The following is a 13,934-nucleotide window of genomic DNA, read 5'->3' as shown; positions in this document are numbered from 1 at the left end:
TTTAAGCACTGATAATCAGACAAATAATTATGTATATTTGAGTAGCTGATTTCTGTTAAAAACTAATTCATTTGCTTATGAATACATTTTCTAAAATAACTGAATTATTCAAAGCTTTTTTACTTGAAGTTGGCGAACTCTCCTACTTCGCGGGTCGGTTTTTTCAAGAGACTTTTAAACGTCCTTTTGAATTTAAAGAGTTTTTAAGGCAGTGTTACAATATGGGAAATCGTTCTTTGCTACTTGTAGCTGTTACGGGATTTATAATTGGGTTGGTATTTACATTGCAATCTCGTCCTACATTACAGGAATTTGGCGCTGTATCCTGGATGCCTTCGATGGTTAGTATTTCGTTGATTCGAGAAATTGGTCCTATAATTACAGCATTGATTTGTGCGGGACGAATCGGTTCTGGAATTGGCGCTGAATTAGGCTCAATGCGCGTTACGGAACAAATAGATGCCATGGAAGTTTCAGGTACTAATCCTTTTAAATATTTGGTAGTTACCCGAGTATTAGCCACTACTTTTATGCTTCCTATTTTAGTTTTTTTTGGAAACGCAATCGCCATTTTTGGTTCTTTTCTGGTAGAAAATATCAAAGGGAAAGTTTCTTTTTTATTGTATTACAATCAGGTTTTTAATGCGTTGGAATATGGTGATTTAATTCCAGCAACTATAAAAACATTCTTTTTCGGTTTTGCCATTGGATTAGTGGGTTGTTACAAAGGATATTATTGCAAAAAAGGGACGGCTGGCGTAGGTTTGGCGGCTAATTCTGCTGTCGTTTTCACTTCGATGTTGCTCTTTATTATTGATTTTATTGCTGTTTTTATTACTGATATATTTTATGACTTATAACTGATTATGGATACATTACTACAAAATCAAAAATCAATCATAGAGATCAAAGACCTCCGAAAAAGCTATGGTTCTAACGCTGTTTTAGCTGGTTTTAATATGGTGCTCCGTGAAGGGGAGAATCTCGTGATTATGGGAAAATCAGGTTCTGGAAAATCTGTGATGATAAAGTGTTTGATAGGACTAGAGCAGCCTGACGGTGGCTCGATCACTGTGATGGAAAATGATATTAGTAAACTCGATCGAGAAGAACTGGATGATCTGCGAACGGAAGTTGGATTTCTTTTCCAAGGAAGTGCCCTTTACGATTCGATGACGGTCCGGGAGAATTTAGAATTTCCGTTGCGACGCCACAAAAAAAAGTTTGGTGTTATCAAGGATACTACTCCAATGGTAATGGAAGCATTAGAGAACGTTGGGCTAGCAAACACAATCAATCTAATGCCTGAAGAACTATCGGGAGGAATGAAAAGGCGAATTGCGTTAGCCCGAACTTTAATTCTGCAACCTAAAATAATTTTATATGACGAACCTACTACAGGCTTAGACCCCATAACTGCGAAAGAAATTTTGCTGCTCATGATGTCTATCCAACAAAAATACAACACCTCGGCTATAATTATCACGCATGATGTGGATTGTGCTCGAATGATTTCTAACCGTATGATTTTACTAGTGGATGGCATTAATTATATCGAAGGCACTTTTGAGGAACTATCCACTTCAAAAGATCCAAAAGTACAAGCTTTCTTTAAATAACAATAAAAATGGAAAAAACAACATCCCAAAAATTGCAACTTGGAGTTTTTGTCATAATCGGGCTATTATTGTTTATACTCGCTGTGTATTTCATTGGCGATAAAAAACAAATGTTTGGAAAAACCAATCACTTATCCGCAGTTTTTAATAATGTCAATGGCTTGCAACTAGGCAATAATGTACGTTTTTCTGGAATCAATGTGGGAACGGTACGTGGAATAGAAATGATTAACGATACCGCTATTAGAGTCGATATGCTGATTGACAAAACTATTTTTCCACTTATTCGAAAAAATGCTGTTGCTACAATAGGTTCCGATGGTTTAGTGGGAAACATGATTATTAATATCCTTCCAGGAAAAGAAGGGGCGGCCTCTTTACATCCTGGAGATCAAATTGCCACAATAAATCGAATACGAACAGAAGACATGCTCATTACTCTTGACAAGACCAACAAAAATGCAGCACTTCTTACAACAGATCTACTCAAAATAACAAATGAAATCAATCAAGGAACGGGAACTGTAGGCTTATTAATTAAAGATAGTACACTGGCAGAAGATTTAAAACAAACAATACATTATTTAAAAATTACAGGAAAAGGTAGTTCCGAATCAATCATTAAATTAAACCGACTTATTTCATCACTTGAAAATAAAAACAATGTAATTGGTGTGTTAAAAGATACCGCAGTGGCCAATACTATAAAGTCAGTAGTCCAAAATTTAAAGCAAACAAGTAGTCAAATAAATAATGTAGTAGGTAACCTCGACACAACAGTAGTCAACATCAAAGGCGGAAAAGGGGCGATCAATTACCTTTCAAACGATCCTAAATTAGTAAGGAAAATAGACTCTACAATGAATAATATTAAGGAATCTAGTTTCCGTTTAAATGAAAATCTAGAAGCCTTAAAACATAATTTTTTATTTCGTGGGTATTTTAGAAAACAGGAAAAAGCAAAATTAAAAGAACAAAAAAAGGAAGAGGAGCAAAAATAAATAGTAGCTACTAATTTGATTTTTAAACGATTTAAAAGACGGTTGAAGCATGGTTACGATAGAAAAATTAGGGATAATTATGGGGCCTACAGACAAGCCATTTGAAAATAACGGTGTGTTTAATCCTGGCATTTATCAAGAAGGAAATACAATTCACGTGTTATACCGAGCAGTAGAACATGGCAATTATTCAACCGTAGGTTATGCTAAGTTAGAGGGACCAACCAAGCTTGTTGAACGCCAGGAGCAGCCAGTAATTAGGCGCGATTTTGAATATGAAAAACACGGTATAGAAGACCCCCGCATTGTGAAAATTGAAGATACTTATTACATAACGTATACCGCTTATGACGGCGTTAATGCTATGGGAGCACTAGCTACTTCTAAAGATTTGATTCATTTCGAGAAACACGGCATTATTACACCGCATGTCAATTACAATGAATATGAAAGTTATGTGAATTGTTGTGATCATAGCAAACTCAATCCAAAATACCACCAATATTACAATCTTTTTGCACAGATAGGATTAGTGTCAGATGAATTCAGGTTGCTCAGGGATAAAGATGTCGTCCTCTTTCCAAGGAAAATAAATGGAAAGTTTGTCCTGTTACACCGCATTTGGCCAGGAATTCAAATCGTAGAATTTGAGCATTGGAAGGACTTAACCGAATCATTTTGGAGAGAATACATTATTAATTTAGTTGATTATATTGTATTAGATCCAAAAGATATTTTTGAAGTAAATTATATCGGAGCAGGTGGCCCGCCTATTGAAACGGAATACGGATGGTTGCTTATTTACCATGGTGTACAAGAAACTACTAAAGGAAAAACATACCATGCTAAAGCCGCTTTATTACAATTAGACAATCCTAAAATTGAGCTTTCAAGACTGCCCTTCCCGCTATTTTCACCAACTAAAAAATGGGAAATGGAAGGTAAAGTCAGCAATGTTGTGTTCCCCACCGGACATGCTTTATTTGGGAACGATCTTTACATTTATTATGGTGTAGGAGATAAACATATTGCTGTAGCCAAATTAGATATCAATGAATTACTTCTCGAATTGAGAAAACAACCTTAAAAATAAACTGCTATGAAATTCGAGACAGGAATAAAAATGTTAATTGTAAGCTCCTATCCGCCTAGAGAATGTGGAATAGCTACTTTTACCAATGATATTGCTAATGCGGTCAATATCGTCTTTGGAGATACGCTTCCAGTTGAAGTATGTGCTTTACAAAACAGAGAGCAGGAATTTCAATATCCTGACGAAGTTAGTTACGTCCTGCCGGTAGACTCCTTAGTTCACTACAGGTTAGTTGCCGAAAAAATAAATGAACGCAATGACATTGGATTAGTTTGTATTCAGCATGAATTTGGCCTTTTTAGAGGAGAATATGGTGATCATATCCTCTCCTTTATATTAGCCCTTAACAAACCCATTGTAACGGTTTTTCATACCGTTCTGCCTACTCCGAACGAAAAAAGAAAAAAAGTGGTCTACGCCATTACTGATTTATCAGATAAAGTCGTGGTGCTAACCAAAAATTCGAAAGAAGTCTTGGCCGCCTATTACAACTGTCAATCCTCTAAAATTATGGTTATTCCTCATGGCAATCACACTGTACTTTGGGAACAAAAAAAAATACTTAAAAATAGATACGGGTTTAAGAATAAGATTGTTTTGTCAACCTTTGGGTTAATAAGCGAAAATAAAGGAATAGAAACCGTATTGCATGCATTGCCAGAAATTGTGGCGCATCATCCCGAAGTTATCTATTTAATCATAGGAAAAACGCATCCAGAAATTTTAAAAAGAGAGGGCGAGAAGTACCGTCATACCCTGCAATCTATTGTAAAAGATAAACATTTAGATAACAATGTGATTTTCATAAACGAGTATCTTAAATTACAACAGTTACTCGAATTTTTAACGTTATCCGAAATTTATTTATTCAGTTCCAAAGATCCAAATCAAACCGTAAGCGGGACTTTTGCCTATGCTATGAGTAGCGGATGTGCCGTCATTTCAACTCCTATACCACATGCTGTTGAGTCCTTAGGAAATGGCAATGGAATTTTATTAAAAAGTTTTGATAATCCAAAAGAATTTCAAAAAGCAATAGGCTATCTAATTGAAAATAAAGAACAAAGATTAACCATGGGTAAAAACGCTTTTTCAATGGCTCGCGCTACCAATTGGGAAAATATAGCCATACAATACCGTCTTTTATTTGATCAATTAACAAATCGAGAAGATGATTTACGATTTAATTTTCCCCCAATAAAATTAGATCATATCAAAAAACTGACTACCGATTTTGGAATTCTCCAGTTTTCAAAATTTAGCCAGCCCGACCCTGAATCTGGATATACGTTAGATGACAATGCCAGAGCCTTAATTAATATTGTCCTGTACGACAAAGCCTTTCCATCTGATGAAAATTTAAAATTAGCCTTTACGTATTTGAATTTTATAGAAGGAATACAGCGAAATGATGGCTGGTTTGACAATTACAAAGATTACAACCATGAACTTACCCAGCAAAACGGAGAGGTAAATCTTGAGGACGCTAATGGTAGGGCTTTATGGAGCTTAGGAACCGTTATCTCCCATAGACAATATTTGCCGCTGGAAATGATTTACAGGGCAGTAAAATGCTGGGACAGGGCCATTAAAAAGATTGATAATTTCAAATCTCCAAGAGCTATTGCCTACGCATTAAAAGGATTGTACCTCTACCATGAAACCTACAAAGACGAAGAAATCAAAAATCATATTGAGAAACTGGCCGATGAACTTTTGCGACATTACAACATCAACTCTGCAGAGGACTGGTGCTGGTATGAAGATTATATGACCTATGCTAATAATGTATTACCTGAGGCCATGATGTATAGTTATTTAGTCACAAAAAAATCGAAGTATAAAAAAATTGCAATTATAACCTTCGATTTTTTACTCTCCCATTATTTTATGAAAGGACAATTGAAAGTAATATCAAACAGAGGTTGGTTCAAGAAACAAAATGAACGAAAATTTTATGGCGAGCAGCCGATCGAAGTGGCTACAACAATTATTGCCTTGGACTTTTTTTATGAACTGACACAAAATACAAAATATAAAGATCAATTAAAACTCGCTTTTATATGGTTTTTAGGAAACAACCATCTGAAACAAATTATGTATAATCCTGAAAATGGTGCTTCTTATGATGGCCTAGAAGACACGCACATCAATATAAACCAAGGGGCTGAATCCACCTTGTGCTTCTTTAAAGCGCGCTTGATTATGGAAAAATACGCTTGACTGGAATCAGATGGACAAATGAGCAAAAAACGGTGTTCAAATAATAGATAAATTAGCCCTAATAACTTCTTATAGAACAATTACATTATAAATACAAGCTGTTAAGGTTCCTGTTTTTATTAAATCATACGATTATGCAGTTGATAATAAAAAGTAGCACAACTTAAATTTATACATTTATTTTTAAATGGTTTTCAAAGCATCAATGAGCAAATTAATGTCTTCGCGTGTGTTACTATGACTAAAAGAAATACGCAGGCTGGGTTTCTTTAAATCCTCATCAGACAGGATTTCAGCTAAAACGTGAGAAGGTTTTACACTTCCAGATTGGCAGGCGCTTCCTCTAGAAACTGCAATTCCTTTCATATCCAAATGAAAGAGGATCATCGCTGTTTTATCCGCTGCAAAAGGCAATAAAACATTCAAAACTGTATAAAATCCATCGACACCTCCATTAATTGAAAAAGAAGGAAATTCAATTTCAAGTTGCGAAATAAGATAGTTTTTTAATTCTAAAATATGGATTCGTTCCATTTCTAACTTACTATAGGAAACTTCTAAGGCTTTTGCCATTCCAGCGATTTGATGTAAGGCCTCTGTTCCTGCCCGAAGTCCTTTTTCCTGTTCGCCACCAAAGAATAAAGGTTGTAATCCTGAATTTTTTCGAATAAAAGCAAAACCAACTCCTTTTGGCCCATGAAATTTATGTGCGCTAGCCACGATAAAATCAACCGATAGGTTTTGCAAATCAATAGCTGTTTTACCAACTGACTGCACGGTATCCGAATGAAATAATGCACTATGCTCCTTGCAAATACGTCCAACACGTTCTAAGTCTAAAATAGTTCCTGTTTCATTATTTACATGCATTAAGCTCACCAAGGTTTTAGTTTCGTGCGAAAGCAATTCTACCAAATTAGTGATATCAATCTCACCGTTAGGCTTTATCGCCACATAATCAATCTGAATTCCAAACTCTTTTTCTAAAACTAATGCGGTATGCAATACTGCATGATGCTCTATTTTACTTGTAATGATACGCTTTACTTTCAAATCTTTCACTGCGGAACGAAGAATCCAATTATTAGCTTCAGTACCACAGGAAGTAAAGATAATTTCCTGAGCCGTAGCACCTAAATTTTTAGCTATTGCCTTTCTAGAAAGCTCTAAGATATTTTTAGCAGAACGACCCAGGCTATGCGTTGACGATGGATTTCCATAATCCTCCGTTAACACCTTGGTCATTTCTTGAATTACTTCTGGACGAAGAGCTGTTGTAGAAGCGTTATCGAGATATACTTTTTTCATTTTATTTAAAATTGTAAAATTATTTTTAACCTTCCATTTCTGTTGCCACAGCTGTTGGTTTCTTGGAAAATAGTACCTTTTCATTAAACACCACTATCGAAATTAAAATCAGAAAATAAGAAAATAATTGGAGGAAATTTACTTGCTCATTATAGTAAAAAAGGGCCAGTAAAAAATTAATAATCGGATTAATATAAATCATAATTCCCACTGCAGAAGAGTTAATTCCTTTGAGAGCATACAGATTTAAAAACAATGGAATAATGGTAAAAAATACCACAATCATGAACATACAAATATAAAATAAAGGTTCCGTGGGAATTGCTCCTCTGTATTTTGGATAAAAAGGCAAGAGTACAAGTGCAGTAAAAATCAATTGTATGGTTAGACCTAGAAATTTATCCAAATCGTTATTTTTACGTTGGCTCACTAAATACAGTGCGTAAGTAGCAGCGGTAATAAGGCTGTAAAAAATATCCTGAAAATGGTTGAATGACAACAAAATACAACTAAAAAAACTGATACCTACAGCAATCCATTGCCATTTACTCAATGTTTCTTTCAATATATAAAAGGCAAAAACTGTAGTTACAATAGGACATATCAAATAGGCCAATGATGCCGCATTAACACTAACATGATTCATCACATAAATGTAAACAAACCAGTTTGAAGAGAGGAATACGCCACCACCCAATGTCAATAACACAACTTTTTTTTGTTGTTTTGAAGAGATCTTTTTAAAGTGATTCCAGTTTTCTCTTAGTACTCTTCTCCGGAAAACTACATTTATGAGTACCATTGTAATCGCACTAAAAAAAACGCGATAAAAAAAAATGTCCAAGGACGGATACTGATGTAAGGGCTTTAAAGCAAAACTAAAAAAACCCCAAACAAAAAAAGCTAAAAAAGCAGCCGAATAATATTTATTAAGTCTCATGAACCGTCTTATATGGGTACAAATATACTGATTTCTATCGGCTTTAGAATAGTACAATTCAATCCAAAATTGAAAAGAAAAGAGTGAATTGATTCCCCTACTTTGAAAATCAAAAAACACAATATGTTGTTAAATACGGTATTTTTAACCGGTATTGTATTTGGTATAAATTAAAAATTCTATTTTTGTTAGAAATTTTATAAAAATGAAAAGAGTTCTAAGCGTATTGGTTTTTGCCCTGTTTTTAATTGGTTGCGATGATGGAAATTTAATTCAAGAAGATATCAATTTTGAAGATGTTGCCGCACAAAAATGCGCCTCAAATACTATCATTTATAAAGTAAAAGACAGCGAAGCTCTTCTTTTTGATGCCACAGGAATCAACTTTCCTGCTGAAACCTCTACCCAGAAATTAGAGATTAATAGTACGAATAGAGTAATTTATCGCTTTTATAATGGTACTGTAACTGCTGCTACTTTATGCGAAACAATCCCTCCAGCAACCCCAGTAGTAACTGATCAATGGACGGCTACTGGTGGAACAATAGTCATAAATACTACCGCCCAAAAAACTAGAAATGAAACAGAAAACAGTTCTAAAATTACAGGTTATAATCATAATATTACTTTTAAAAACATCACTTTTGATAAAGGAAATGGCATCCAAGTTTATGAAACTTTTGCCTTTGGTGACTACATCCTGAACACAACAGGTTTGCCTTTTGCTTTTACTAAAGTGTTAAAGCAATGTCCAAATTCTAAACAACTATATGATAAAAATAGTAGCGAAGCGCTGATTCTAGACATTGATCCCACTTTGATTACTAATGAAGCTACTCCAATAAACACACCAAGAACCGCCTTAATTAGTGACACTAAAAATAAACTTACCTATCGATTATTCTCTGGTTTGTTGACTGATGATTACTTTTGCAATACCGTTTATCCCTCTACTCCTGTAGTCCTTGAAGAATGGATTGCAGTAGCTGGAGTTGCAAATATCAGCGGTAGGATTGAAGTGACAACTACCAGTTTTGGGAACGGTTTTAAACATACGGTGATCCTTAAAAATGTAAAAATGAAGAAAGGAAACAGCGATTTTCTTTTGGGTGATAATTATATTTACGGTGAATTATTGACTACCAATTAATGTTGAATTAGACATAAATTAAACGTCCAAATCAATCGTTTTTTAGTCCAACAAAAATCCCGATTTCGAGTCTGTTTTCTAATGAGAATTGACTTGAAATCGGTATTTTTTTTCGATTTGCATTAACTGAAAAGGAAATTACATCGCACTTTGTTTGATAAAAACTTCTGTTGCACCTTGACCATATTTTTGATAATTACCTTCCGCAAAAGCAATATTATCATAACGACCTAGTAGGAAATCCAGTTCTGCTTTTAAGACTCCTTCACCAACTCCATGGATGAAAACAATCTTAGGAATCCGATTTCTAATGGCAAATTCTATATGCCGTTTTGCCGTTTCTGTCTGTAAGGTTAGAATATCATAGTTTGACATTCCCCGTTTATTAGGCACTAGTTTTTCGATGTGTAAATCAAACTCTGGAGCCGGAATTTCATGTTTTGATTTTTTTTCCTTTACAAAACTTCGTGCTTTTGGGATCTCTTTTTCTTTAGAAATCTCACTTACATTTACTCTTCTAATTGAATCCATTAAATTACTGGTATCTTGTACTTTAAGTAATTCCTTGACAAAAAATGTCATCATGAATCCATCTGCTGTTTCGATGGTAACTTGGTCTCCATTCATGGACAATACAACGCCATCAATAGCTTCATCAAGTACTGAAACTTTATCTCCTTTATTAAACATTTTCGTCTTCTTTATCTTGATTTTTACTAGGTGTTTTGGCACTCAACTGCATCATTCCCATCATGAAAATCACAATAGCAACAACCATGATGTACACATTTTTTTCTGCACTGACTTGCTCGTATAAAGCAACAATGATGGCAACAATCATTACGGGAATTATAAACTTCTTCATCTTTTAGAATATCAGATTCCAAAAGTAATGAATTTAAAATTACCTACTTATTTTTTCAAACGTTACTTATTTTTTTGTAAAATTGTAAAAAATAAAACCCTTGGATTTAGAAAAATATATGCTCCCGTGTTTAAGCAAAACCCTCTTTGGGATGGAGTGTTTGGGATGCGGTTTTCAGAGGGGTTTTTTACTGTTAGTACAAGGTGATTTTTCCGGCGCTTTCAAGATGTATCCAGCCCTTTTTACGACCTTATTATTTCTGGGAATTGTTGGTTTGAATTTGATTGACAACAATAGAAATTACAGAAAATGGATTATTACCTCCGCTATCTTAAATGGTATTTTTATGATTGGAGGTTATTTTTTTAAACACTATTATTCGCTTTATTTCTGACTTTTTCCCTTCAAAAAATTATTTAATTCTTGACAGAATATCATTCATCATTTCGATTTGGACTTTCTGAATTTCTATTAATTCTTCTTGCTGATGCATAATCAAATGATCTAGTTTTTCATGAAGCATTCGGATTTCAAGTTCTGATTTGAGATTAATCATATAATCTTTTTTGGCTCTTTCCCGATCCTTTTCTTCTTGACGATTCTGGCTCATCATAATTACTGGAGCTTGAAGTGCGGCCAAACAAGATAAAATTAAATTCAATAAAATAAAAGGATAAGGATCAAACCCTTTATTCAGCAAAATATAAATATTTGCTAAAATCCAAAGCATAATAAATACCCCAAAAAGAATAATAAATTTCCAGCTTCCGCCAAAACCTGCCACCTGATCTGCTACTTTTTGACCTACTGTGCGAGCACCTAATTCGTCTTCAACGCCACTCACCAATGATTTGTCTTCGCTCAAAGAATTAATAACCTTAGCCTCCAGATTGGACAACTCTCCTATTTCAACTAGCAAATAATTTGAAATGTATTTCTCTCGATACATATTCAGCTCCTCAATTGCTAAAAATTTAGTTTTATCAAAATCAGGAAAATCATTTTCTATAAGTGCCAATATGGGATTTCGGATTGTTTTTGCCGAAACTTTATCAGCAAGTGGGAATTCTTTCTTAGAAATATCACTAATAAAAGTCAAATTACTTTTCATGGATTGTTATTTATTGGCTAATTTAAAAAAAATACTTTCATTAAAACTACTAATTGGCCCTCGTAGATTATAAAAGAACACAAATACAATTTCACTCTCCTTTTCGAACAATTCGAAGAACTTTGATCCTTTTATGTAACAAAAGTGCCTCCATAAACAAGATCGCTTTCTGTTTTTGAAGGAAATAATTCAAAATAGTTCAATATCTTTGTATTTCACTACAAAACAAATCCGAATGTCATCGCATTACAACTATATTCCTTTCTGCTATACTTGGTGCTATTTTTAAAAAAGGGAGCTATAAAAGCATTCAGAAGTAACAATTACGCATTCTAATTCAAATTTAAAATAAAAAATAGCATGAAATCATTCAAAATATTAGACCTTATTGGTAATACACCTTTGGTAGAATCTACTAATTTGGTACAAAATAAAAACGTAAAACTTTTACTGAAACTGGAAGGAAATAATCCGGGAGGCAGTTTAAAAGACCGAGCGGCGTACAATATGATCAAATCAGCACTAGAAAGAGGAGATATAAAAAAAGGAGATAAGCTGATTGAGGCTACAAGCGGCAACACGGGGATTGCATTAGCAATGATAGCCAAATTATTCAATATCGAAATCGAATTGGTACTTCCAGAAGACTCTACTAAGGAACGCACCCAAACCATGCGCGCTTATGGCGCTACAGTGATTTTAACGCCCGCTGCAACAGGAATTATTGGTTCTAGAGATTATGCTGACAAAAAAGTAGCCGAAGGCGGCTATATTATGCTCAATCAGTTTGCCAATGATGACAACTGGAAAGCACATTACAAAACAACAGGTCCAGAAATATGGACCGATACGGAAGGAACCGTGACTCATTTTGTCTCCGCAATGGGAACTACAGGAACCATTATAGGAACCTCTACCTATTTAAAAGAAAAAAATCCAGCGATTCAAATTGTAGGAGCACAACCTAGCGATGGCTCGCAAATTCCAGGAATTAGAAAATGGCCACAAGAATATTTGCCAAAAATATTTGATTCCTCAAAAGTCGATGTCATAATTGAAGTTTCAGAAAAAGAAGCTCGGGCAATGACCAAACGTTTGGCACTTGAAGAAGGCATTTTTGCAGGGATGAGCAGTGGCGGTTCTGTTGCTGCAGCAGTAAAAATAGCCAACACTTTAGAATCTGGCGTGATTGTAGCCATTATTTGTGATCGTGGCGATCGCTATTTATCCTCTGATTTGTTTGATTAATTTAACTTTTTAAAATCAACCTTCTTTACTCTAGCTTTCAAAGAAGCAAAAAAAGTTTGATTCGGTTGCATTTGGCGCATCCTAATTTTATTTTGAAATTTTAAATCCAAGGACAAATGAAAAAAATTCAATTCCTTTATAGTATCTTATTTTTATCAATCATTATGGGAGGAAAAGCACAAGCGCAGGACTGGCCGAATTTAAGCAAATATCAAGAGGAGAATGCACAGCTGCAACCAGTAGCGCCTGGAGAAAAGAGAATAGTTTTTATGGGCGATTCTATAACAGAGTTTTGGAGCACCATTGATTCTGAATATTTTACAGGAAAACCATACCTTAATCGCGGTATTAGTGGCCAAACAACTCCGCAAATGCTCATCCGCTTTAGAGCTGATGTGATTGATTTAAAACCTAGCGCAGTAGTTATTTTAGCAGGAATAAATGACATTGCAGGCAATACGGGTCCAGTAACATTGCAAATGATTACAAATAATATTGTCTCAATGGTTGAGTTGGCACATGTAAATCAAATTAAAGTGATTTTATGCTCCGTGCTACCTGCTTATGATTTCCCTTGGAAACCCAATCAAAATCCAGCTCAAAAAGTAGTGGATCTCAATAAAATGATAAAAAAGTACGCTGAAGCGAAAGGTATTCTATATCTTGATTACTTTTCGGCCATGAGAGATGAACGCGATGGACTAAAAAGTGCTTATTCCGGTGATGGTGTGCACCCTAACAAATTGGGTTATCAGGTTATGGCTCCGCTTGCTGAAAAAGCAATCAAAGAAGTTTTAGTAGAGAAATAATGGGATATACAAAAGCAAAAAGGCTCGATTTAAATCGAGCCTTTTTGCTTTGAGGAATTTTTATTTCCTTATGCTAAAGTAGCCGTAGTAGAAATTGCGGCATTCAGCACCTTGGAGATAGGACAATTTTTTTCTGCCTTAGTCACTAATTGTTGAAAAGCATCTTCTGCTATTCCGCTAACCTTTGCTGTAACCGTTAATTGTGAAGTCAAAATGGTTCCATCGACCAAATCAATATCGCATTTGGTTTCAATACTTTCAATTTCAAAACCAGCTTCCGTAATATAGGCTGAAAGTTGCATCGTAAAGCAACCTGAATGTGCGGCCGCAATCAGTTCTTCCGGGTTTGTCCCTACTCCTTCTTCAAAACGGGATTTGAATGAATATTGTGTATCGCTTAATGTAGTACTTTGTGTCGTCAATTTTCCGGCTCCTTCTTTGAGTGAACCATTCCAGACTGCGGTTGCATTTCTTTTCATATGTGTTTTGTTTGTTGTTTTTTAAAAAAAAGGCAATAATTAGTTAATGAAAGTCTAATTTCATTACTTGTAAATTGATGTTTAATTT

15 protein-coding genes are annotated in these 13,934 nt (G+C 34.7%); 9 read left to right on the top strand and 6 right to left on the bottom strand.

Annotation, left to right across the window (positions count from 1 at the left end; translation table 11 throughout):
• The first annotated feature begins 77 nt into the window (after positions 1-77).
• The 5 genes from IWX83_RS15285 to IWX83_RS15265 are packed head-to-tail and all read left to right on the top strand — an operon-like array spanning position 78 to position 5,936.
• Complete coding sequence (locus IWX83_RS15285) at positions 78-860, top strand: ABC transporter permease (protein ID WP_196830976.1); 783 nt, start codon at positions 78-80, stop codon at positions 858-860.
• A gap of 6 nt (positions 861-866) precedes the next feature.
• Complete coding sequence (locus IWX83_RS15280) at positions 867-1,619, top strand: ABC transporter ATP-binding protein (RefSeq protein WP_196830974.1); 753 nt, start codon at positions 867-869, stop codon at positions 1,617-1,619.
• Between the two features lie 8 nt (positions 1,620-1,627).
• Complete coding sequence (locus IWX83_RS15275) at positions 1,628-2,620, top strand: MlaD family protein (RefSeq protein ID WP_196830966.1); 993 nt, start codon at positions 1,628-1,630, stop codon at positions 2,618-2,620.
• Between the two features lie 49 nt (positions 2,621-2,669).
• Positions 2,670-3,707: a pesticidal protein Cry7Aa gene (locus IWX83_RS15270; RefSeq protein WP_073351784.1), complete on the top strand. Its 1,038-nt coding sequence runs from the start codon at positions 2,670-2,672 to the stop codon at positions 3,705-3,707.
• Positions 3,708-3,719: 12 nt separating this feature from the next.
• Positions 3,720-5,936: a glycosyltransferase gene (locus tag IWX83_RS15265; protein ID WP_196830964.1), complete on the top strand. Its 2,217-nt coding sequence runs from the start codon at positions 3,720-3,722 to the stop codon at positions 5,934-5,936.
• Positions 5,937-6,119: 183 nt separating this feature from the next.
• On the opposite strand, the gene IWX83_RS15260 is transcribed toward IWX83_RS15265, so the two are convergent.
• Positions 6,120-7,244 carry a cysteine desulfurase family protein gene (locus IWX83_RS15260; RefSeq protein WP_196830962.1) on the bottom strand — a complete coding sequence of 375 codons (1,125 nt, stop codon included), beginning with the start codon at positions 7,242-7,244 and terminating at the stop codon, positions 6,120-6,122.
• Positions 7,245-7,269: 25 nt separating this feature from the next.
• Positions 7,270-8,184, bottom strand: a complete 915-nt coding sequence (locus IWX83_RS15255) for an EamA family transporter (RefSeq protein ID WP_196830960.1) — start codon at positions 8,182-8,184, stop codon at positions 7,270-7,272.
• A 205-nt stretch (positions 8,185-8,389) separates the two neighbouring features.
• Here IWX83_RS15255 and IWX83_RS15250 point away from each other — a divergent pair, with 205 nt between their 5' ends.
• The gene (locus tag IWX83_RS15250) at positions 8,390-9,334 is read left to right on the top strand and encodes a hypothetical protein (RefSeq protein ID WP_196830958.1); all 945 of its coding nucleotides are present in this window, start codon (positions 8,390-8,392) and stop codon (positions 9,332-9,334) included.
• 138 nt (positions 9,335-9,472) lie between these two features.
• Here the strand turns inward: IWX83_RS15250 and IWX83_RS15245 are convergent, their stop codons facing one another.
• Positions 9,473-10,024, bottom strand: coding sequence for a Smr/MutS family protein (locus IWX83_RS15245; RefSeq protein ID WP_073351775.1), 552 nt, complete (start codon positions 10,022-10,024; stop codon positions 9,473-9,475).
• A complete protein-coding gene (locus IWX83_RS15240; protein ID WP_073351773.1) occupies positions 10,017-10,199 on the bottom strand; it encodes a hypothetical protein in 183 nt (60 codons plus the stop codon). The genes IWX83_RS15245 and IWX83_RS15240 overlap by 8 nt, the downstream gene beginning before the upstream one ends.
• Positions 10,200-10,317: 118 nt before the next feature.
• Between IWX83_RS15240 and IWX83_RS15235 the strand changes: the two genes are divergently transcribed.
• Positions 10,318-10,593 carry a DUF2752 domain-containing protein gene (locus tag IWX83_RS15235; protein WP_317041222.1) on the top strand — a complete coding sequence of 92 codons (276 nt, stop codon included), beginning with the start codon at positions 10,318-10,320 and terminating at the stop codon, positions 10,591-10,593.
• 18 nt (positions 10,594-10,611) lie between these two features.
• On the opposite strand, the gene IWX83_RS15230 is transcribed toward IWX83_RS15235, so the two are convergent.
• Positions 10,612-11,310: a DUF1003 domain-containing protein gene (locus tag IWX83_RS15230; RefSeq protein WP_073351768.1), complete on the bottom strand. Its 699-nt coding sequence runs from the start codon at positions 11,308-11,310 to the stop codon at positions 10,612-10,614.
• A gap of 360 nt (positions 11,311-11,670) precedes the next feature.
• On the opposite strand from IWX83_RS15230, the gene cysM reads away from it, so the two are divergent.
• On the top strand, positions 11,671-12,558 hold the full coding sequence (gene cysM / locus IWX83_RS15225) for a cysteine synthase CysM (protein WP_073351767.1): 888 nt from the start codon (positions 11,671-11,673) through the stop codon (positions 12,556-12,558).
• Between the two features lie 116 nt (positions 12,559-12,674).
• Entirely contained in the window at positions 12,675-13,367 is a 693-nt protein-coding gene (locus IWX83_RS15220) for an SGNH/GDSL hydrolase family protein (protein ID WP_073351765.1), read from the top strand.
• Between the two features lie 68 nt (positions 13,368-13,435).
• Here IWX83_RS15220 and IWX83_RS15215 read toward each other — a convergent pair whose 3' ends face one another.
• A complete protein-coding gene (locus IWX83_RS15215; protein WP_073351763.1) occupies positions 13,436-13,846 on the bottom strand; it encodes an OsmC family peroxiredoxin in 411 nt (136 codons plus the stop codon).
• Positions 13,847-13,934: the final 88 nt, after the last annotated feature.

It is taken from the genome of Flavobacterium sp. CG_9.1 (genome assembly GCF_015751645.1).
Lineage (GTDB): Bacteria > Bacteroidota > Bacteroidia > Flavobacteriales > Flavobacteriaceae > Flavobacterium > Flavobacterium xanthum.
The sequence above is the reverse complement of the archived record's forward strand: the minus strand, read 5'-3'. Positions and strand labels throughout refer to the sequence as shown.